Here is an 18034-nt window from a genome sequence, read left to right as displayed (position 1 = left end):
CCTTGCGCAGGTCATTGGGGTTCATCCCATAGCGCGACGGCAGGTACTGATAGACCAGTTTGGAGGAATGGCCGCGTTCCTCGGGCGTCATGCCGCCATCCCCGGTCGTGGTGGATGTCCCGGCCATCGAGGCACCGCGCCCCAGCGCTTCTTTCGCGGGGCCCGACAAAGCGCCAAAACTCATGCCCGCAATGGTGATCGGAATGTCCAGTTCGATGGGCTTCTTGGCAAAGCGCGTGCCCAGCGTCACCGAGGTGTCGCAGCGTTCACGGTAACCTTCCAGCGGGTACCGCGACACGGACGCGCCCAGAAACAGCAGGTCGTCAAAATGCGGCACCTTCCGCTTGGCCCCGCCGCCGCGAATATCGTAGATGCCGGTGGCCGCGGCGCGGCGAATCTCGGCATTGATCGGGTTGGAAAAAGTCGCCGACTGGATCGGCACGGTGCGCGGGGTCTGATCGTCCATATCTTTCATACCCTTTATCCTTAGTAAGCGGCCGAGTTGTCGACGTCGAAGTTGTAAAGCTGACGGGCCGAGCCATAGCGTTTGAACTCTTCCGGCTTGGCATCGCTGCCTGCGCGGTCCAGCAGGTCCTTCAGGATCTCCAGATGCTCGGGGCGCATCTCCTTCTCGATACAATCGGCACCGAGGCTCTTGACCGAACCGCGCACGAACAGCCGCGCCTCATAGAGCGAATCTCCCAGCGCGTCGCCCGCATCACCGCAGACAACAAGGTTCCCGGCCTGTGCCATGAAGGCGGACATATGACCGATATTGCCATGCACCACGATGTCGATCCCCTTCATCGAGATGCCGCAGCGCGAGCTGGCATTGCCCTTGATCACCAGCAGCCCGCCATGGCCCGTGGCCCCGGCATATTGGCTGGCATCGCCATCGACGATGACCTGACCGGACATCATGTTTTCGGCCACACCGGGTCCTACAGACCCCTCAACCCTAATGGTTGCCTGCTGGTTCATGCCTGCGCAGTAATAGCCAGTAGACCCCTTGACCGTAACCTCAAGGGGCGCGTCCAGCCCCACGGCAATCGCGTGGCTGCCTTTGGGGTTCACAACGTCCCAGCTTGTCTGGTTGGTCTCGGTGGATTGCGATTGCAGGGCCGCGTTCAAACCGCGCAGGCCGTCTGCTTCAAGATCGTAGGTCTGCATATCAGGCGGCCTTTTCCGTCGTTGTCGGGCTGTCATTGTGGGACCAGAAATAAACCGTTGCCGGCTCCGGCTCCCAGACACGGGCTTCCTCAATGCCGGGCAGATTCACCAACGCCCGGTATTCGCTGCCAAAAGCCACGTATTGATCGGTTTCGGCCATCACAGCCGGTTTGCAGGCAATCGGATCGCGGACCACACCAAACCCGTCCTTGGTGCCGACCACAAAGGTGAAAAACCCATCCAGATCGTCCAGACTGCTTTCCAGCGCCTCGCCCAGGCTGGCACCGTTCATCATCTTCCAGGTCAGATAGGCAGCCCCGACTTCGGTATCGTTTTCGGTCTGAATGACCACACCTTCGCGGCGCAGCTTGCGGCGCAGAGAGTTGTGGTTCGACAGCGAGCCGTTATGCACCAGACACTGATCCGGACCGGTATTGAACGGGTGCGCCCCCATCGTCGTCACAGCAGATTCCGTTGCCATGCGCGTGTGACCAATGCCATGGGTGCCGCTCATGCCGCTGATGTCAAACCGCGCGGCAACGTCCTTGGGCAGACCAACCTCCTTGTAGATCTCCAGCATGTCACCCCGGCTCATGATCCGAGCCGCAGGCCGGATCTCGGCCAACACGGCCCGCGCCGCTTCAAACTGACCGTCCGGAATGTCCAGCACCGTGTGCGTGTCATTGTCAGTCTGGCTTACCGCAGACCCCAGGCGCTGCCCCAGCTCTTCCGCCAACCCGGCAAAGTCCGCCCCGGGATCAGGCGACTGCAGTGTCACCTTGGTCTTACCACCTGAATGCTCACCATAAATTGCAATCCCCGCACTGTCGGGACCACGATCCGTCATCGTGATCAGCATGTCTGTCAGCATATTACCTAGTTGTGGCGCAAGCGACTGGTCCTTCAGGAATAATCCAACAATTCCGCACATGGCTGGCAGATCTCCTTGTGTGTTTCATTATGATTCGAGGGTATCAACAAATCAAACAGACTTCAATAATCACAGGAAAAATATTTTCCTAAGAGGCAATGGGCAAGATGTCAGATTCATGCCCATTGCCGGCTTTCAAGACCGTGTCAGTATCGTTCCAGCTGTGCTTTCACTTTTTCTTCGTCACCGGTGTGACGGGCCTTCTCAAGGTGTTCACCTTCCCGGACGAACTGGATGCGATGCCAGCCGATCCAGAATACGACCCCCAAGATGACCATCAGAACTTCATAACCCTGGAAGGGATAGATCGGTCCGACTTCGGCCAGATCAACGGCCCAGCTTGTATACCCATTCGTAGACATATCTTTCTCCCTTATTTTGCCGCTACGCCACGAGCAGCCAGTTCTTCTTTGTCTGCTGCAATTATCGCGGCTTTGGCGTCTTCGTAGGCATGGTGTTCAGCGTAGTCGAGGCCCTGAAGTTCAACCTCTTCCGGGATACGCAGGACGCCTGCTGCCGCCTGCATTTTTGCCAGGATCCAGCCCGGCAAGAAGCCAAGAACAAAGAACATGATGACGGCGCCGGTGATCTGGCCGATCGGGTTGATCGTGGCATAGCCTTCGTATGGCGAAGATGGCACGCCCCACAGGACAAAGCCGGAGATCACCAGGCCAACGAACCCTGCATAGCCATGCACGGCGACGGCGCCAACAGCATCATCCAGCTTGAACCGACGCTCAACCCAGTAGTGCAGCTTGTACACGATCACGACACCGATGGCTGCAATGATCATGGCCTGAATCGGGTGATACAGGTCATTGCCTGCGGAAGCGGTGATAATCCCGGCAAGACCACCCGAGAACGTCCAGAAGGCGTCGCCTTTGGAAATCACATACGCTGCCATCAACCCACCGGACAGTGACATCAGGAAGTTGAACGTAATCGCGGAAAGCGTGGTTGGGGCCAGATAGATGTTGGTCGCGGTCCAAGTGACGCCAGTGATTTGACCGTCGATAGCCTCGGGAGAGATCGCGGGAACATTGCATGCGGCGTAGAATCCCCAGAACCCGGTGTAGATCAGGAAAATCCCGATGGTCAGAAGCCAGGGGTTGTGCGGCGGAATATCCCGCGGCGTTCCATCCTTGGCGAACTTACCGAGGCGCGGACCCAGCACCATGATCACTCCAAGCGCATAACCGCCTGCAATCGCATGGATAACACCAGAAGCATACGCATCGTGATACCCCAGAATGCGCACCATCCAGCCGCCGTAGTGCCAGCCCCATGCTGCGTCTATGATCCACCAGACAGAACCGATCATCACGGCATGCACCCACAAGGCTGAGGATCTGATTCGCTCGATCACAGAACCTGAAACGATCGAAGCGGCAGTCCACGAGAACAGCAGGAACGCAGCCCAGAAGACGCCGGTGATTCTATCTCCCAAATTGGTCGCCATTGTGTCAGCCCAAGGCAGATTGGCAGCGCCCGCTTCGGTGTCCAGACCACCCCAGAACGGAAAGTTTGGGAACGCCCAGTAGATCCACCATCCAAAGAAGAAGAACGTGACCGTCACCAGTGGGATGATCATGATGTTTTTCATCAATGTGTGCATATGGTTACGGGCCCGGCTTGCACCGACCTCGTACATGCAAAAGCCCACATGGATGAGGAACATGAAAACGACCGTTACCCAGTAGTAGAACTCGGTAAAGACCGTCGTTAGTGCATTTAGATTACCATCCACTTCGTAGTCTCCCTGTTGTTGCAGCAAGAGATCTTTCTGCGAAGAATTTCCTGCTGGGAATAATAATCTACTCAGGGGACAATTTCATCGACGACCTGTCAATAGATATGTGGGGCAAACATCTTTTCGGCATTTGGTGCGCGCGGCCTCAGGCGGTCTGAATTTTAGCCCATACCATTGATAAATAGACACTTATGCCATCCCTGGTAATTTGTTCCAGGGCACAAAAATCGCAGTCTAATATTCCCATCAGGAAAAAATTCTGCACATGGGTGTTGATTTTCGATCCGACATCGGCCTCAATGTGGTCAACAAAAAGCAATCAACGGGAGAGCTGAACAATGGCCATTCTTTGGAGGACATCCGCCCTTGCGCAGCGCCATGCCGAAATCGGCGGCGAGCTAGAGGACTGGAACGGCATGGGGACCGCATGGTTCTACGACCACAGCCCGGAACGCGCCAAAGCAGATTACGAAGCGATCCGAACCAAAGCAGGTCTGATGGATGTGTCGGGTCTGAAGAAAGTTCACGTGGTTGGCGAAGATGCGGCCTACGTCATTGACCGCGTCACCACGCGGAATGTGGAAAAGATCATGCCGGGCCGGTCGACCTATGCCTCGATCCTGAATGCCGAAGGCAAGTTTGTTGATGACTGCATCATCTACCGATTATCGGTGAACACGTGGCTTGTCGTCCACGGCACCGGAACGGGGATGGAACAACTGACATCGGTGGCCGCCGGTAAGAATTGCTCGGTCATTTTTGACGATGACATGCATGACATGTCGTTGCAGGGGCCGGTAGCCGTGGATTTCCTGGCCAATCACGTTCCCGGTATTCGGGATCTGGCTTACTTCGGCATCATGCAGACCAAGCTGTACGGTTGTCCGGTGATGATTTCACGGACCGGCTATACGGGCGAGCGCGGGTATGAGATTTTCTGTCAGGCAAAGCACGCCGTGCATCTTTGGGACAGCATCCTGGCCGAAGGCAAAGATATGGGGATCGTTCCGGTTCAGTTCTCGACGCTCGATTTGCTGCGCACTGAAAGCTATCTGTTGTTCTATCCCGGCGACAACTCGGAAACCTATCCGTTCGACGGTGAAACTTGCGGTGATACCCTTTGGGAATTGGGTCTGGAGTTTACCGTTTCACCGGGCAAGACCGGATTTATCGGTGCCGAGAACCACTATGCCTCGCAAGGCAAAGAGCGGTTCAAAATCTATGGTGTCAAGCTCGATGGCACGACCCCGGCGGACGAAGGCGCGGATCTGCTGCAAAACGGCGAGAAGGTCGGGGTTGTCACCTTTGGTATGTATTCCGAGATAAACGGGCACAACGTGGGTATCGCGCGAATGCCGGTTGCCTGCGCCTCACCCGGGACCCCGCTGACCGTCCGCAACGGAGATGGCACAGAGATCTCCGCAACCGCCGAAGAGATGCCGTTCTACGACAAGGACAAAGCCATCAGAACCGCGAAGGGCTGATTTCAAGGGGGCGCGACGGATACACCGTGGCGCCCTTTTCCTATTTGAGGGCACAATGTCAAAGTTCGAATTTCCCAAGTCAATCGCAAGCCGCCCGGTCTGGGGCACGCTAGAGGTTCGCCCAGGTGAACATCATCTCATGATCGCCGAGGCCGAAGGGGCCGAGGCCGTTCTCGACCTGGCGACACCCGACCTGATGGCTAAAACCCATCTGATCTATATCCCAAAAGGCACGGATTTCTCGGAAAAACTGCAGGCGCTGAAACCTGCACAATTCTATGAAGGCCCGTCATATGAGGCCGCACTGCAGCGTATACGCCGCGTGCTGGAAGACGCACATATGGGATTGCAGGTCTATCTGACCGGTACTGAAGGTATGATGGGTCAGGCCATGAATGAAGTTATGGCCGTCGGTCTTCCGCATACCGCGATTCAGACCGAACATCGCGGTTCGGTCGCGCGCCGGATGCAATGTGTGCACTGCAAAGGCATCACGGAAAACGTCGAGGTCGACCCGTTTGTCTGCGCGCATTGTGGCCTGAACCTATTCGTGCGTGACCACTATTCCCGCCGACTTGCCGCCTATCAGGGTGTCCGTGTCGACGCCGAGGATCATGGCAACGTGCCCGAGCCGAAAGGGATTTACGAATGAGCGGTGCCGAGAAAATTCAGGTCAAAGTGACCGAAATCACCCCGCTGAACGAGTTGGTGACGCGGTTTCGGTTCGAACGTATCGATGGTGGTCAGTTGCCGACCTTTTCGGGTGGCGCGCATACCGTCGTCGAAATGCGGGACGGTGGCATCACGCGGCTCAACCCCTATTCCCTGATGTCGGACCCGTTCGATCAGTCTTCCTATACGATCTCGGTTCGGCGCGACGATCAGGGCAGGGGGGGGTCGTTGTTCATGCACCGTCAGGTCAAACTGGGCGACGAGATGACCATCAGCTATCCGGTCAACCTGTTCTCACTTGATTTGCGGGCTCGCAAGCATCTGTTACTGGCCGGTGGCATTGGGATCACCCCGTTTCTGGCACAGATCAAACAATTGGAATTGCTTCACGGCCATTGGGAACTGCATTATGCATGCCGGAACACTGCGTTGGCCTCTTATGCTGATCAACTGACGGACCGGCACCCGAACGAAACGCATCTGTACTATGATGATCAGAACCAGCAGATCGATCTGAAGAACCTTCTCAGCGGTCAGCCCCTGGGCACGCATGTCTATGTCTGTGGTCCCAAAGGTATGATCGACTGGGTGCGCAACACGGCTGCCACCGAAGGCTGGCCCGAGGATTGCGTACACTACGAAGAGTTTCTGGCGCCGCAGCCCGGCAAACCGTTCGAAGTACGCCTGGCGACCTCAGACAAGGTCATTTATGTGGGCGAAAACGAAAGCCTGCTGGAGGCCATCGAACGCGAAGGTGTGGATGCACCGTATCTGTGTCGTGGCGGGGCCTGTGGCCAATGCGAAACCGTTGTGCTGGATCACGACGGCAACTTTGTTCATCGCGATCATTGGCTGACTGACGAAGAAAAAGCCGCAGGCAAGAAAATCATGCCTTGCGTATCGCGTTTCGAGGGCAAGGCCCTCGTGCTGGACCGCTGAGAGGAGGCCCGACATGACCATTCAATTCAACGACGAGTCCTTTCGCGACGATTACACGTTCCACAACTCGGAATGGGCGATCAAACGCTTTCCGTTCCCGTTCCACGAAGACAGCTATATGTATTCGGTCAACATGGAGCAGCACCGGGGCGGACCCGAGGGCTCGGTCTACGAGATGCGGTTCGATGTAGACGAACACTATGTGTCGGAAATGAAAGACCGCGCCATCGTTCTGGATCAGGACCCGCTGCGTTGTCAGTCCCTGCCGCACATGACCTTGGCGGGTTGGGACCTGCTGGAATTGATCATGGTCAGCAAGTCAGAGGATTATCCAGACCTGTTCGAATTGCACCGTAACGGCAATCAATGGCGCTGGATCAATAAACCACTTGGCATCGATCACAGCTTTACCTTCATGGATGAAACCACATTGCCTTATGGGCCGATGGAATACATCACCCGTCAGGCACAGGGCGATTTTGCTGTGTTGGATCAGCGGGACGAGATGTTGTGGATGGACGCCGGGATGGTAACGACCCAGGCCGACTGGAGCCTGGATTTTGACATCGGCATGAACTTTTTCGAATGGCATGCGCCAGTTCCGAAGGCGCATGAGATGGGAATTTTCAAACGCGCTCTGAAATTCCTGCTGAACATTCAACAAGGGGCGCCGGCGCGGCGTCTGAACTGGACGATGACAGTGAATCCTTTGCTGGATACCAGCCCGGAAAACTATCACAAATGGGGTATCCAGAAGACAACGCTAACGCCCGAAAACATTGCTTACAAACAGCATCTTCGGGTCGAGTTGCAGACCTTCTTCCGGTTGCCGCGGTCCAACGCTCTGGTGTTCCCGATCCGCTGTTACCTGTGCAGTTTTCAGGATCTGATGACGGTACCGAAATGGGGTCGTCGCCTGCATCGTGTTGTCCGCGATCTTCCGGTTGAACTGGCCACGTACAAAGGCTTTATCGACAATCGTCCAATGATGCTGGACTACCTCAGCCAGTTTGACGACGGACTCCCAACCTCGCCCGGTATTTGGCCCGATCTGGAAACGGAACCGCCCTTGTCAAAGTAGGTGAATGTCAGGATGGGTCATGGCTGATCAGGACAAAACCATTTGGCGGCTAGGGGATGATACTTTGGCGTTCTACGACGTGCTTGCTCTGCTGCGCGCGTCGTTCCAGTACATGGACGGCAGAATAGACCCACCATCTTCGATTCATCGGCTTACGTTGCAAGACATGCAAATCCACTGTCAGACAGGGGGTGAGATCTGGGCGATCGGCCTTCCGCTTTTTGGGTGCATGTTCCTGACACCAAAGCCGGATTGCCTGTATCTGGGAAAGCTGGCGGTACAGGAACAGATGCGCGGGCAGGGCATCTGCACAGCGTTGATCGACCATGCCGAGCGCCGCGCCATGGCCCTAGGCCTGTCCGAGCTTGAATTGGAAACACGCACCGAACTGACCGAGAACCATCGCGTTTTTTCCCGGCTCGGATTTACGATTGTAAGTACCGGAAGCCATGAGGGATACGATAGACCCACGGATTTCCTGCTGCGCAAACAGGTTAGTTTGTCTGCGGATAGCTGATCACCGAAATGTAACGCGCGGGCAGGCTGACCAGCCGTTCCGGACCGTGCGGAGCATCCGCATCGAAGAACAGAGTATCGCCGGGCTTTAGCGGATAGATTTTATCGCCGTGGCGATAGTCGACAGCGCCGTCCAGCATATAGATCGTTTCTATCCCGCCGTGTTGGAATGTCGGGAAGACGTCAGATTCCGCCGTCAGCGTGATCAGATAGGGCTCGACAATCACACCCGATCCGTTGGCACCTATATGCCCCAGCAAATTGTACTGGTGATTGGCGCGCGTCCCTTCACGTTCCAGTTCCACACCTTCGCCGGCCTTGGTGTGCACAGCTTCCCGCCGTTCCTCGAACTGGCGGAAAAAACTGGTCAGAGGCACCGATAAGGCATCGGCCAGCAATTGCAGCGTGGTCAAAGAGGGCGACGTGTTACCGTTTTCGATCTTGGACAGCATACCGATAGACAGGCCGGTCAATTGCGCCAGTTCCGCAACAGTGATGTTTTGCTGCTTTCGAAATGCACGGACCTCGCGGCCGATGGCAACTTCGAGCACTTTTTCACGTTCACCTGTCCGAACGGAATGTGGGTCCTGCGTCAGATTGGCCGTCATTTCTGCGTCGCGTTTCTTCAATGTCTCGCTTTCAATATCTTGCTATACTGGTCCAAATCGGATGCGCAAGCAGCACCACTGCAATACCCAATTCATTTGGACTATCATAGCGCCTACTATTCCTGATAGTAAAATAATCATGCTGACAGAAAAAAATATTGAGATTGGGTTTCTGTTGTTCGATGGCTTTCCGATGGCCTGCCTGACCTCAATCATCGAACCTCTGAGGGCAGCAAACGAGATTGCGGGGCAGGAGGCTTTTTGTTGGTCTTTGGTGACGGAGGATGGGGGCAAAGTAATATCCAGCGCCAATGTCCGGTTCGAGGCCGAGCGCGACCTGTCCAACTGCCGGTCGATCGATATTCTGTTTCTACTCAGCAGCCCGACGTCGCGGTTTCATAATCCGACACAGGGCAATTGCGAATTGCGTATGCTGGCGCGCCACGGGACCAATCTGGGCGGGATCAGCGCAGGTGTATTCCCACTCGTGCGATCGGGCGTCATGAAGGGCCACCCGGTGTCGGTGCACTGGTGCTACGAGGCCGCCTTTGAGGCCGAGTTTCCCGACATGGACGCCCGGCGCGAGGTTATTGTGACGGACAACTCACGCTATACCGCTGCGGGCGCTGCAGCCGCGTTTGATCTGGCGCTTCACTTGATCGAGGATCGTCTGGGTGGCGATGTCGCGCATGAAGTTGCCTGTTGGTTTCAACACCCTCTGATGCGGGGTGAAGGCGTGCGCCAACAGGTCCCAGATACGAGCCGGCCCGAGACGGGTGAAAAACTGCCGCCGCTTGTGGCAAAATGCGTTGATCTGTTTGCCAGTCGTATCGGCGATCCGATTTCGATTGCTGAACTGTCAGAGCAGACTGGTGTCACACCGCGCCAAGTCGAACGGGCGTTCAAACAGGCAACCGGTCAAAGCCCCAGCCATTACTTTCGCGCCATGCGTATGAAGGCGGCGCGGCAGATGGTTGTCTATACCAAAGATCCCATTGCCGACATCGCCGCGGCCATCGGATTTAGCTCGGTCACACCTTTGGTCACACATTACCGATCCGCCTTCGGGCTAAGCCCCAGCGAAGACCGCCGCCGCATCAACCGCTTCCGTGTCGAAGACAATGCACCCCTGCCTTCGAGCTGAGCGAAGGGTTCAAAGCGCAGATTTCATCGCCGCCACTATGGCATGATGCAGCGAGCCAGCCGAAGAACGAGGTCCGTACAGGCTGAACGAGTTTGCAGCCCGACACAGAACAAAGCACCCAAGGTGATGGATCGATGTACGGGCTGCCTTGCCCGTTTCCATCTTCCGGCAATCCAGAATACAAAGCAGTTCCAAAACTGCCAAAACACCCGAACCCTCCAAATCAAACCGGGTCCAGGCATCTGTCTGTTCGGAAACAGACGCGGTGTCGCCGACACAATTCTTTGTCTCATGCGCCAGCTCTTCATGGGTGTCGAACGGAGCCTCGACCATCCACTGATCCGGTCCGGTCCAGAATGCCGACACGACGTCGCCTGCGAATTGACCAACATCGGGTGTTGATACGCCAATTAGTTTCGCAAGCGCCTTGCTGGCTTCTGCTTCGCGACCAGCGCGCGCAGCGACCGAGGCCAAGGCAACGGCGGGTACCTCGGTACATGTAACGCTTCCAACCGTATCAACACGGGGGTCAGATCCGCCCAGGGCGGTTATTGCAACAAGATCATGCACGAAGCCGTTCTCCCTCAGGGTCGACAAAATGGGCCGAGACAATCTCGACCTCGACCGTCAGATCGGTCAGTGGCGACACAAGACGCATCTTTTCACCCTGACGGTCACTGCCGTTCTTCAGAAAGCCCAGACCGATATGGCTGTCCAGCGAAGGCGAGAATGCCGCTGACGTCACATAGCCCTGATCATGCGCAGCATCGACCGGACCGGATGCATCCATGAGATGCGCACCTGCGGTGATCTTGTCCGCGCTGTTCACGGGTTTGACGCCGACCATGTTCAACGCATCAGCCTCGTTCAGCCCTTCACGTTCCGACAGGGTCGAACCGATACTGTCTTTCTTTTTGGACACCATCCGGCCCATGCCAAGATTCAGCGCCGTGGTGGTTCCATTGAGTTCATTCCCTGCGGCGTGACCTTTTTCGATCCGCATGACACCCAAGGCTTCTGTGCCATAGGGAACAACGTCGAACTCTTCGCCTTCCTGCATCAGACGCCGCATCAATGCATCGCCATAGCGCGAAGGAACAGCGATTTCGAACGCCAATTCGCCTGAGAAGGAAATCCGGAACAAACGCGCCCTCAGCCCTCCACAAACGGTGATGTTCCCGCAGGCCATGAACGGAAAACTCTCGTTTGAGATGTCGAACTCTGTATCCACGATCTTTTGCAGCAACTTGCGCGAGTTGGGGCCAGCGACGGCATATTGCGCCCAGGCTTCGGTGGTCGAAATCAGTTGAACATCCATGTCCGGGAACAGGCATTGCCGGACATATTCCATATGCTGATAGACTTTGACCGCATTGGCCGTGGTTGTCGTCACGACGAAATGATCCTCAGCCAGACGTCCGGCGGTGCCATCATCCATCGCAATACCATCTTCGCGCAGCATCAGGCCATAGCGGGTTTTCCCCACAGCCAGCTTGGCAAATCCATTGCAATAGATGCGGTTCAGGAAGTCCGCAGCATCCGTACCCTGCACGTCAATCTTTCCAAGCGTCGTACAGTCACACACACCCACCGAGGCGCGGGTTTGCCGCACCTCGCGGTCGACAGAGTCTCGCCAGTGCGTCTCACCGGGCAAGGGGAACCATTGCGCGCGCAGCCAGTTGCCGACCTCGACAAAAACCGCGCCGCGTTCCTTGGCCCAGAAATGTGAAGGCGTAAGGCGGGTGGGATGGAATTCCTGCCCTTTCATGCGCCCGGCAAAGGTGCCGATGGGAACGGGCGTATAGGGCGGGCGGAAAATCGTGGTTCCCGTCTCGGGAATGGACTTCCCGGCCAGCTCTGCCATGATCGCCAGCCCGCCCATGTTCGAGGTTTTGCCCTGATCGGTGGCCATGCCCAGCGTGGTATAGCGTTTCAAGTGTTCGACCGAGCGGAACCCTTCCTGATGGCTGAGCTTCACATCCTTGACCGTCACGTCGTTCTGTTGATCCAGCCACGCGCGCGCGCAGCCCTGAACATACCAGAAGGGCGTTTGCGAGACCGGCGCATCCTCGGCTTTGGGCAAGTCCGGCAACGCGCCGGTAAAGTCCAGTGCCTTGGCCGCCGCTTGGGCGCCGGATTGCAAGGCGCCGTGGGTCGACATCATCCCGTTTGCTGCGCCCGCGACCGTAAGGCCGGGCGGTAGGTCTGCGCCCGGAACAAAGGCCGCCAGATTCTCGTTCCAGATCGGGCGCCCCCGCTGATGACAGGTCAGATGCACATTCGGATTCCAGCCACCGGACACGCCAAGCGCACCGCAGTCCAGCGTGCGCTTTGACCCGTCGGCCAATTTGACCTCGACAAAGCCAAGACCCAGACGGCCCTTGGTATCAACGACCTGAGCGCCGGCGAGCACTTCGTAATCATAGTTTATCGGTGCATCCGGTCGAACATCTACAACGGCAGCGATCTTGACACCCTTGGCGTGCAGATCGGTAGCGGTCCGGTGGCCGTCGTCGTTGTTGGTGAAGATCGCCACGCGCTGCGCGGCCGTGGTCGCAAACCGGTTTGCATAGGTCCGCAAGGCGCTCGCCAGCATGATGCCGGGGCGGTCGTTGTTCTCAAAGGCGATGGGCCGTTCGGTTGCCCCAGCGCAGAGCAGCGCCTTTTGCGCGTAGATGCGCCACAGTATCTGGCGCGGTTTACCAGCGGGCAGGGTGGGCAGGTGGTCACCAGTGCGTTCAACCGCACCGTAGATACCGTGGTCAAACGCCCCGATCACGGTGGTACGCGGCATCAGGCGTACATTTGGCATTGCGGACAGTTCAGCAACAGCTTGCGCAACCCATTCGTCTGCCGGATCGTCGTTCAGGGCGAAGGTCTCGCTGTTCAGCCGCCCGCCAAACGCGAAATCTTCATCGACCAGGATGACATCCGACCCGGCCCGAGCAGCGGTCAAGGCCGCCGCCAAACCAGATGGACCCGCGCCGATGATCAGCAGGTCGCAATGCCGAAACCCCTTGTCGTATTCGTCGGGATCTTCCTGCATCGACAATGACCCCAGACCGGCGGCGCGGCGGATCATCGGTTCATAGAGTTTTTCCCAGAATGCCGCAGGCCACATGAAGGTCTTGTAATAGAACCCCGCCGACAGGAAATTCGAAAACCTGTCATTGATCGCCAGAGCATCAAATTTCAGGTTGGGCCAGCGATTTTGGGATCGGGCGTTGAGCCCGTCAAACATCTCGATCGTTGTGGCGCGGGTGTTGGGTTCCTGGCGATTTCCAGTGCGCAATTCGACGATGGCATTGGGTTCTTCCGAACCGGCAGTCAACACGCCGCGCGGGCGATGGTATTTGAACGACCGTCCCATCAGGCGCACGCCATTGGCCAAAAGCGCCGAGGCCAATGTATCGCCCGGATGCGCCGTGTAGCTGCGGTTGTCGAATTTGAAATTCAGGGTTTTGGTGCGGTCGATCTGACCGCCGCTCAGCCGATTGTCTTGTGTCATTTGGAACGTCCCTGTGCGCGGGCCACGTCACGGGCCAGTTCCACATTGGAAATCTCATGCGTCACGGTATTGCGTGTTACGACCAGCCATGACCGATCGCCGCCTTCGTGAAACCACAACTCGCGATGCGGTCCAGCTGGATTGTCGCGCAGATAGGCGTAGTCGTAGAAGGCTTCTGCTGCGTTTTCGGCTTGCCAGTCCGGGCGTTCGATCAGTGAAGCGTCTCCTAGATAGACAAATTCCGAACTGTCACGCGGGCCCAACAAGGGATGATTGATGATCATGGTGCTGTTCCCCTCAGTGCAGATTGGGCTGGTTGCCCATGCCTTTTTCGTCGATCATCCGCCCGGTGCGGAACCTGTCGAACCGATAGGCGGTCGCCGTCGGGTGTGGTTCATCCTTCGCCAGCAGATGTGCAAAGCAATAGCCAGAGGCCGGGGTCGCCTTGAACCCGCCGTAACACCAGCCGCCATTGAAATAGAGCCCGTCGATACCTGTTCTGTCGATGATGGGAGAACCGTCCATGGACATATCCATGATTCCGCCCCACATCCGCAGCAAACGCGCGCGACCGATCATCGGCATCAGCGCCATGCCGCCCTCGCAGACATCCTCGACCACGGGCAGATTGCCACGCTGTGCGTATGAGTTGTAGCCGTCCAAGTCGCCGCCAAAGACCAATCCGCCCTTGTCGGACTGGCTGACATAGAAATGCCCGGCGCCAAAGGTGATGACACCCGGCAGAACCGGTTTCAAACCCTCCGAGACAAACGCCTGCAATACATGGCTTTCGATGGGCAGCCGCATACCTGCCATGCCCATCAGCCGTCCGGAATTGCCGGCAACCGCACAACCGACCTTGCCTGCACCGACAAACCCTTTCGAGGTTTCGACGCCCAGACATTTGCCGCCCTCAATGCGGAAACCGGTGACCTCGCAATTCTGGATGATGTCCACGCCAAAACCATCTGCTGATCGGGCATATCCCCACGCCACGGCATCGTGGCGCACGGTCCCACCGCGTCTTTGCGCCAGACCACCTTTGATCGGGAAACGCGCGTCGTTGAAGTTCAGGAATGGATATTCGCTGCGCACCTGATCGGCATCCAGCAACTCGGCATCGGCGCCGTTCAGAATCATCGCATTGCCGCGCCGGATAAACGCATCGCGCTGCGCGTCCGAGTGGATCAGGTTAATGATCCCGCGCTGGCTGACCATCGCGTTGTAATTGACGTCCTGCTCAATACCTTCCCACAGTTTCAGCGAAAATTCGTAGAAGGGTTCATTTCCGTCCAGCAGATAGTTTGAGCGGATGATCGTCGTGTTGCGTCCAACGTTGCCGCCGCCAATCCAGCCTTTTTCGATCACTGCGACCTTTCGGTGTCCATAGACCTTGGCAAGATAATGCGCTGTCGCCAGACCATGACCACCGCCACCAATAATCACTATATCATAGTGCGGTTTGGGTTCAGGGTCGCGCCACGCCGGTTTCCAGCCTTTGTGGCCGGTCAGCGCCTCTTTGATGACTTTGAAACCAGAATATCGCATGAATCGGACCTTTTTTGTCAGATTCCACGCAAAATAGCAGAATTGATACTCTCATATCCGACATAATTGGCGTTGAATCAGACCTAACATCTGCCGAATTCATCATGCCTTATGTGTCAGCTCCAAGCAGCAAGACCTGAATGTCTGCGACGTTGGTTCCTGTCGCGCCGGTCACCAGAAGATCACCTGACAGGCTCAAAGCTGTGTGACTGTCGTTGTTTGCCAACAGTGCGGCAGGGTCATGTCCTGATCTGCGGATTCGGTCGAATGTCCTGGCATCCACAATCGCACCGGCAGCAGATGTAGGACCATCGCGGCCATCGGTGCCGCCGCTGAGAAAAGCCCACGTGTCGGGGATCGAGCGGTCTTCTGCCAGTTGGGCGACGCGCAGCGCCAATTCCTGATTGCGTCCACCGCGCCCACTTCCTTGCACACATACAGTTGTTTCACCACCAAACAGCAGAGCAACCGGGCAGTCGGCAGGCGCAGACCGGGCTGCATTCCAAATCTGTTCCGCGGCGTCGGACACTTCACCGATCAATGCGTTGGACACAATTTCAGCTCGGCAGGTCTGAACCGCACAATTGTGCGCTGCCTCAAGGCTGATCGCGTTCGATCCGATCAAGTGATTGGTCGCCTCGGCCTCCATAATCTGTTCAGGAATGCTGTGTTCCAGTTGAGCACGGACGGATTTTGGCAATCGATGCCAAATACCAGCCTCAATGCAGGTCCTGCGGGCGTCTGCGTGGCTGCCGATCGGTGCGGCAGTCGGTCCGCTTGCAACGGCGCGCAGGTCATCTCCGATCACATCCGACAAGATAAAGGCCGTGACGGGCGCAGGCGAGCCGTGTCGCAAGAAACCACCACCTTTGAGTTGGCTCAGGTGCTGGCGCACAAGGTTCATCCGCGCGATGTCCAGCCCGGAGGACAGCAATACTTCGTTGACGGCGATTTTATCCGACAGGGTCAATCCTTCAACAGGTACGGGAACGAGGGCCGACCCTCCGCCCGAGATCAGTGCAATGATCTGATCCTGCTTACGTGCTGACCTGAGCAGTGCAATGATCTGTCTCCCGGCTTTCAAGCCGCGTTCGTCCGGGACGGGGTGCGCGCAGTTCAACACCGTCGCGCCGTCTACTTCTGTCTGGTTTTCGGCGTGTGTCACGACCAGGGCGACATGATCGCCCTGAACGTGTTGCAGCGCTTCTGCCATCATGGTGGGCGCAGCTTTTCCAATAGCGATAAGGATGCTGCGCCCGCTTTGTTTCGGTGAGGGCAGTGGTGTCGTCTGTAATCGCCTGCGCAGCGCAGCCGCCGGATCCGAGGCCGCGACTGCCGCAGCAAATATACCTGCAGCGCTGTCTCGCAGATTTATGGACGATTGCTCGGTCACAATGCCGTCACGCGGCTGCGATCTGCCTGGCTTTTTCCACCATTACCTCGGCCTGACGGATCGAGGCATAGTCAATGAGGCGGCCATCCAGCGATACAGCACCTTTGCCGGCGGCTTCAGCTTCGGCCATTGCCTCAAGAATACGCTGCGCCTTGGTCACTTCGGCATCGCCGGGCGACATCACCTCGTTGGCCAGTGTAATCTGGCTTGGGTGGATCGCCCATTTTCCTTCGCAACCTAAAACCGCCGCGCGTTTTGCGGCCGCCTTGTAGCCCTCGGGATCCTGAAAATCACCGAAAGGTCCATCAATGGGACGCAGACCGTTGGCTCGGGCGGCAACGACCATACGTGCCAGGGCATAGTGCCACATGTCACCCCAATGCGTAGCGCGATGGTCTTCAGCATCCGGGTCAGTCAGAACCGAATAGTCCGGGTTTACGCCGCCGATGATCGTTGTTCGCGCACGGGTAGAGGCCGCATAATCCGCCACTCCGAAATGCAGACTTTCGTTGCGTTTCGAAGCCGCAGCTATCTCGGTGACATTCTGCATCCCCAGCGCGGTTTCGATGATGTGCTCGAACCCGATGCGCTTTTTGTAGCCCATCGCGTCTTCGATCTGCGTGACCATCATATCGACGGCGTAGACATCCGCGGCAGTGCCCACTTTGGGGATCATGATCAGGTCCAGACGCTGACCGGCCTGTTCGACCACATCAACGACATCGCGGTACATGTAGTGCGTATCCAGACCGTTGATACGCACCGACATTGTCTTGTGACCCCAATCAATATCGTTAAGACCTTCGATGATGTTCTTGCGGGCCTGTTCCTTTTCGTCGGGTGCAACGGCATCCTCAAGATCAAGGAAAATGACGTCCACATCTGACTTTGCTGCCTTTTCGAACATGCCGGGTTGGCTGCCCGGTACGGCAAGTTCGCTGCGGTTCAGGCGGGCAGGGGCCTGTTCAATGGAATGAAAGCTCATGAGTTCGGGTCCTTCGTCTTACAGGTTCGGATAGATAGGGAATTTTGCGCAGAGGTCTGCGACCTCTGCCTTGACCTTGGCTTCGACGGCGCTGTTGCCGTCCTCGCCATTGGCGGCCAGACCGTCGACCACCTCGATGATCCAGTCGGCGATCTGGCGGAATTCGACCTCGCCAAAGCCGCGGGTGGTGCCAGCAGGAGATCCCAGACGGATGCCGCTGGTGATCGTGGGCTTTTCCGGATCAAACGGCACGCCGTTCTTGTTGCAGGTGATATGCGCCCGGCCCAGGGCCTTTTCGGTCGCGT

The 18034-nt window shown here is 57.1% G+C and carries 18 protein-coding genes and 1 pseudogene; 6 read left to right on the top strand and 13 right to left on the bottom strand.

Annotated elements, in window-relative coordinates; all coding sequences use genetic code 11:
* The 5 genes from ACR0L4_RS22790 to ACR0L4_RS22770 all read right to left on the bottom strand — a co-directional run.
* Window positions 1–466 (bottom strand): glutamate synthase-related protein (locus tag ACR0L4_RS22790; RefSeq protein ID WP_480515419.1); only part of this gene is annotated, 466 nt, incomplete at its 3' end.
* Window positions 467–486: 20 nt separating this feature from the next.
* Window positions 487–1170, bottom strand: coding sequence for a GltB/FmdC/FwdC-like GXGXG domain-containing protein (locus tag ACR0L4_RS22785; RefSeq protein WP_170754860.1), 684 nt, complete (start codon window positions 1168–1170; stop codon window positions 487–489).
* A 1-nt stretch (window position 1171) separates the two neighbouring features.
* The gene (locus ACR0L4_RS22780; RefSeq protein WP_480515416.1) at window positions 1172–2101 is read right to left on the bottom strand and encodes a class II glutamine amidotransferase; all 930 of its coding nucleotides are present in this window, start codon (window positions 2099–2101) and stop codon (window positions 1172–1174) included.
* A 146-nt stretch (window positions 2102–2247) separates the two neighbouring features.
* Window positions 2248–2463, bottom strand: a complete 216-nt coding sequence (locus tag ACR0L4_RS22775) for a hypothetical protein (RefSeq protein WP_170754864.1) — start codon at window positions 2461–2463, stop codon at window positions 2248–2250.
* A gap of 11 nt (window positions 2464–2474) precedes the next feature.
* Window positions 2475–3848 (bottom strand): ammonium transporter, encoded by a 1374-nt coding sequence (locus ACR0L4_RS22770; protein ID WP_170754866.1) that lies wholly within the window; start codon window positions 3846–3848, stop codon window positions 2475–2477.
* 341 nt (window positions 3849–4189) lie between these two features.
* Between ACR0L4_RS22770 and ACR0L4_RS22765 the strand changes: the two genes are divergently transcribed.
* Genes ACR0L4_RS22765 through ACR0L4_RS22745 form a run of 5 tightly spaced genes read left to right on the top strand, consistent with a single transcriptional unit; the run spans window position 4190 to window position 8544 of the window.
* Window positions 4190–5335 (top strand): aminomethyl transferase family protein, encoded by a 1146-nt coding sequence (locus ACR0L4_RS22765; protein ID WP_480515413.1) that lies wholly within the window; start codon window positions 4190–4192, stop codon window positions 5333–5335.
* Window positions 5336–5390: 55 nt separating this feature from the next.
* A complete protein-coding gene (locus ACR0L4_RS22760) occupies window positions 5391–5987 on the top strand; it encodes a dimethylamine monooxygenase subunit DmmA family protein (protein ID WP_170754871.1) in 597 nt (198 codons plus the stop codon).
* Window positions 5984–6946, top strand: a complete 963-nt coding sequence (locus ACR0L4_RS22755) for a PDR/VanB family oxidoreductase (protein ID WP_480515411.1) — start codon at window positions 5984–5986, stop codon at window positions 6944–6946. The genes ACR0L4_RS22760 and ACR0L4_RS22755 overlap by 4 nt, the downstream gene beginning before the upstream one ends.
* A 13-nt stretch (window positions 6947–6959) precedes the next feature.
* Window positions 6960–8027 (top strand): heme-dependent oxidative N-demethylase family protein, encoded by a 1068-nt coding sequence (locus tag ACR0L4_RS22750; RefSeq protein WP_170754874.1) that lies wholly within the window; start codon window positions 6960–6962, stop codon window positions 8025–8027.
* 19 nt (window positions 8028–8046) lie between these two features.
* Window positions 8047–8544, top strand: a complete 498-nt coding sequence (locus ACR0L4_RS22745) for a GNAT family N-acetyltransferase (protein ID WP_480515409.1) — start codon at window positions 8047–8049, stop codon at window positions 8542–8544.
* On the opposite strand, the gene ACR0L4_RS22740 is transcribed toward ACR0L4_RS22745, so the two are convergent.
* A complete protein-coding gene (locus ACR0L4_RS22740) occupies window positions 8522–9151 on the bottom strand; it encodes an XRE family transcriptional regulator (RefSeq protein WP_170754892.1) in 630 nt (209 codons plus the stop codon). The genes ACR0L4_RS22745 and ACR0L4_RS22740 overlap by 23 nt on opposite strands.
* Before the next feature lie 139 nt (window positions 9152–9290).
* Here ACR0L4_RS22740 and ACR0L4_RS22735 point away from each other — a divergent pair, with 139 nt between their 5' ends.
* A complete protein-coding gene (locus tag ACR0L4_RS22735; protein WP_480515406.1) occupies window positions 9291–10295 on the top strand; it encodes a GlxA family transcriptional regulator in 1005 nt (334 codons plus the stop codon).
* 9 nt (window positions 10296–10304) lie between these two features.
* Here the strand turns inward: ACR0L4_RS22735 and ACR0L4_RS22730 are convergent, their stop codons facing one another.
* The 7 genes and pseudogenes from ACR0L4_RS22730 to glyA form a co-directional block, all read right to left on the bottom strand.
* Window positions 10305–10865, bottom strand: coding sequence for a sarcosine oxidase subunit gamma (locus ACR0L4_RS22730; RefSeq protein WP_480515404.1), 561 nt, complete (start codon window positions 10863–10865; stop codon window positions 10305–10307).
* Window positions 10858–13803 carry a sarcosine oxidase subunit alpha family protein gene (locus tag ACR0L4_RS22725; RefSeq protein WP_480515402.1) on the bottom strand — a complete coding sequence of 982 codons (2946 nt, stop codon included), beginning with the start codon at window positions 13801–13803 and terminating at the stop codon, window positions 10858–10860. The genes ACR0L4_RS22730 and ACR0L4_RS22725 overlap by 8 nt, the downstream gene beginning before the upstream one ends.
* Complete coding sequence (locus ACR0L4_RS22720; protein ID WP_170754884.1) at window positions 13800–14087, bottom strand: sarcosine oxidase subunit delta; 288 nt, start codon at window positions 14085–14087, stop codon at window positions 13800–13802. The genes ACR0L4_RS22725 and ACR0L4_RS22720 overlap by 4 nt, the downstream gene beginning before the upstream one ends.
* Window positions 14088–14100: 13 nt before the next feature.
* On the bottom strand, window positions 14101–15351 hold the full coding sequence (locus tag ACR0L4_RS22715) for a sarcosine oxidase subunit beta family protein (protein ID WP_480515400.1): 1251 nt from the start codon (window positions 15349–15351) through the stop codon (window positions 14101–14103).
* Window positions 15352–15460: 109 nt separating this feature from the next.
* Window positions 15461–16744: a glycerate kinase type-2 family protein gene (locus tag ACR0L4_RS22710; RefSeq protein WP_480515398.1), complete on the bottom strand. Its 1284-nt coding sequence runs from the start codon at window positions 16742–16744 to the stop codon at window positions 15461–15463.
* A 7-nt stretch (window positions 16745–16751) separates the two neighbouring features.
* Complete coding sequence (locus ACR0L4_RS22705; protein ID WP_480515396.1) at window positions 16752–17729, bottom strand: HpcH/HpaI aldolase/citrate lyase family protein; 978 nt, start codon at window positions 17727–17729, stop codon at window positions 16752–16754.
* 18 nt (window positions 17730–17747) lie between these two features.
* A pseudogene (gene glyA / locus ACR0L4_RS22700) lies at window positions 17748–18034 on the bottom strand (serine hydroxymethyltransferase); the annotation flags it as partial.

The organism is Ruegeria sp. AB5 (assembly GCF_056542645.1).
Note: the sequence above shows the minus strand (reverse complement) of the source record. Positions and strands in the feature narration are given on the sequence as shown.

Bases quoted from the DNA above. Each gene is read 5' to 3' on its own strand.
- ACR0L4_RS22785 (WP_170754860.1), bottom strand. From the start codon at position 1,170: ATGCAGACCTACGATCTTGAAGCAGACGGCCTGCGCGGTTTGAACGCG.
- ACR0L4_RS22780 (WP_480515416.1), bottom strand. From the start codon at position 2,101: ATGTGCGGAATTGTTGGATTATTCCTGAAGGACCAGTCGCTTGCGCCA.
- ACR0L4_RS22775 (WP_170754864.1), bottom strand. From the start codon at position 2,463: ATGTCTACGAATGGGTATACAAGCTGGGCCGTTGATCTGGCCGAAGTC.
- ACR0L4_RS22765 (WP_480515413.1), top strand. From the start codon at position 4,190: ATGGCCATTCTTTGGAGGACATCCGCCCTTGCGCAGCGCCATGCCGAA.
- ACR0L4_RS22760 (WP_170754871.1), top strand. From the start codon at position 5,391: ATGTCAAAGTTCGAATTTCCCAAGTCAATCGCAAGCCGCCCGGTCTGG.
- ACR0L4_RS22755 (WP_480515411.1), top strand. From the start codon at position 5,984: ATGAGCGGTGCCGAGAAAATTCAGGTCAAAGTGACCGAAATCACCCCG.
- ACR0L4_RS22750 (WP_170754874.1), top strand. From the start codon at position 6,960: ATGACCATTCAATTCAACGACGAGTCCTTTCGCGACGATTACACGTTC.
- ACR0L4_RS22745 (WP_480515409.1), top strand. From the start codon at position 8,047: ATGGCTGATCAGGACAAAACCATTTGGCGGCTAGGGGATGATACTTTG.
- ACR0L4_RS22740 (WP_170754892.1), bottom strand. From the start codon at position 9,151: ATGACGGCCAATCTGACGCAGGACCCACATTCCGTTCGGACAGGTGAA.
- ACR0L4_RS22735 (WP_480515406.1), top strand. From the start codon at position 9,291: ATGCTGACAGAAAAAAATATTGAGATTGGGTTTCTGTTGTTCGATGGC.
- ACR0L4_RS22725 (WP_480515402.1), bottom strand. From the start codon at position 13,803: ATGACACAAGACAATCGGCTGAGCGGCGGTCAGATCGACCGCACCAAA.
- ACR0L4_RS22720 (WP_170754884.1), bottom strand. From the start codon at position 14,087: ATGATCATCAATCATCCCTTGTTGGGCCCGCGTGACAGTTCGGAATTT.
- ACR0L4_RS22715 (WP_480515400.1), bottom strand. From the start codon at position 15,351: ATGCGATATTCTGGTTTCAAAGTCATCAAAGAGGCGCTGACCGGCCAC.
- ACR0L4_RS22705 (WP_480515396.1), bottom strand. From the start codon at position 17,729: ATGAGCTTTCATTCCATTGAACAGGCCCCTGCCCGCCTGAACCGCAGC.